We start from the raw sequence: 2,184 nt of genomic DNA on the forward strand, positions 1-2,184 counted from the left end.
ATCGATTTTGCCAACAAAGCTGCTGTGGGTGGGATGGCTGAAGTAGAATTCGGTAAACTCGCCCAGGAAAAAGGAACTGATGTCAATTGCCAAAATGAAAAACATCACATTGCCTATCAGGGCGCTGCTGTTATCAATTCAGATGATTTCTTTTTAAAATATTCCAGCCAGGGAATCATGTAAGGACTGGCGGCTTTATTCCTGCGGTTATCTTGAAGGGTAGCACCCCAGTAAAAGCCAATCCAGCCATCGGTATATTTGCCGGATTGAGCGACAAATGAATCCAGGTCTGCGGTCGTGTATTCGAGAGGAAATATTTCTTCTACGATGAGCGGCTTTCCGATTTCATAAAAACTGAGGCCTTTTAGTGCTTTTTCCACCTCACCAGTTTTAGGGTATAGGTGCACGCTGACAAAATCCAGTTTCTCACATACAGTCTCGTCATAGAACAGGGGTTTAGCATCGGGAAAATAGAAGGCTACCGGTATCACACCCACGGTGAGTATCAAGCGAATAAGAAGCTTATGGAGTGATCGCTACGGGACTCAGGGCAAATTGACTGGCAAACAAATGACTGCTATTGTGCCAATGCCCTGTTCGCCGGGTTTAATGCTAAAACTGGCTTTATTTGCCGGACTTTGTTTGTTGATCATCGCTATCCTTTCTCTGATGGATTCTAGTCCCATGGATTTCTCTTTTACCCCTTTCTGAAATGTGCTTTTAGGCGTTTGTCCGTTTCCGAATCCGACGCCGTTATCGGTCACGGTCACGCAGATGCCGGATTGGTTTCTTTCCAGGCTGATGATCAAATGTGCTTCTGGCTTCGGTTCTACGATCAATCCATGTAATATCGCATTCTCTATCAGGGGCTGCACCAGCATGGGCGGCAGCAACAGGTCCTTCAGTTCAATGCTTTCATCGAGTTTAAATTCATAGCTGAATGCATTGCTGTACCGCATGGCTTCCAGTTCTGTATACAGCTTCATGGCCTTCCACTCCCTTTCTGCGATCACCAGGCTCCTGGTTGAGTTTTCCAGGATCAGCCTGCTCAGTGCTGCAAACTTTTGGATCAGCCGGGAGGCGATCTTTTTATCGTTGTCCATGATGTACGACTCAATGGAATTGAGCACGTTGAAGATAAAATGGGGGTTCATCTGGGAACGGATCGCTTTCAGTTCGCTTTCTGACAGCTGCTGCTGCAGGGTGCTTTTGAACCGTAGTTGCCTGATCCGGTATTTGTTGTACATAAACAAGAGGATGGATATGAGTACTACAACCGCTAAAACTGCGTATAAGCGCTGTCGTTTCAACTGCTCATCGGAAAGCACCTGCTGTTGTTTGTAATCGTTTTCTTTCTTATCAAATTCATATTGAATACTCAGTCTGGCAATTTCATCTCTTTTTTTGCTGTTGTTGATGCTGTCTTTGAGCTGGGCGGCCGTTTTATAATAGAACAGTGCGCTGTCAGGCATCTTCAGCGCTTCGTATATTTCGCTTAATCCTGAGCTGGCATCTCTTTGTATCTCAGGTATCTTTAAATCCTGACCGATTTTCAGGGAAGCCAGTCCGTATTGTTTTGCCTGTCCTGTATTTCCTTTTTTGGCGTAGGCTGAGGATACATTCTGCAGGTTAAAGCCCACACTTTTGGTATTGCCCAATGTTTTATTCAATTCGACTGCCCTCAGGCCATAACGCAGTGCCTGATCGTATTTTCCGATGCTGCTGTAATAGCCGGAAAGGTTTCCGGTTTCTCGGGCATAACTCATCTTGTCTCCAAGAGCGTCGGCCAGTTTTGTGGCGCTGTCTGCATATAATATGGCTTTGGTATAGTTTTTCTCTCTGCTGTAGACATTGGCAATATTACCGAGGGCGGGTATGGTTCCAAGTTTGTTTTGTTGTTTTAAGTGCGAAGCGATGGCTTTTTCGAAATGTGCTACTGCTTTTGGATATTCTCCGGTTTCAATGTACACCAGTCCAATATTGCTGTAGATCGCTGCTTCGTCTCTTTTTCTGTCCTTGTAGTTCTTGGGGTCTTTCTCAGGGATGCTCTTTAGAATTTTAGCTGACTGCTGGTAATAGTTCAATGCCTGGGGCATATTGGACTGGTATAAATAGATTGTGGCGATACTGGACAAGTCTCCCGCCTCGCCGTAAGGAGTGCGGGCCTGCCTGTCTTTGTTCAAA

The 2,184-nt window shown here is 45.5% G+C and carries 2 protein-coding genes; both read right to left on the reverse strand.

The annotated features are described in order from the left end of the window. Positions 1-116 precede the first annotated feature (116 nt). On the reverse strand, positions 117-509 hold the full coding sequence (locus tag VK541_RS10985) for a hypothetical protein (protein WP_324369965.1): 393 nt from the start codon (positions 507-509) through the stop codon (positions 117-119). A gap of 36 nt (positions 510-545) precedes the next feature. Beyond that, a partial coding sequence (locus VK541_RS10990; protein WP_324369967.1) for a tetratricopeptide repeat-containing sensor histidine kinase occupies positions 546-2,184 on the reverse strand: 1,639 nt, incomplete at its 5' end.

It is taken from the genome of Pedobacter sp. (assembly GCF_035317785.1).
Classification (GTDB): domain Bacteria; phylum Bacteroidota; class Bacteroidia; order Sphingobacteriales; family Sphingobacteriaceae; genus Pedobacter.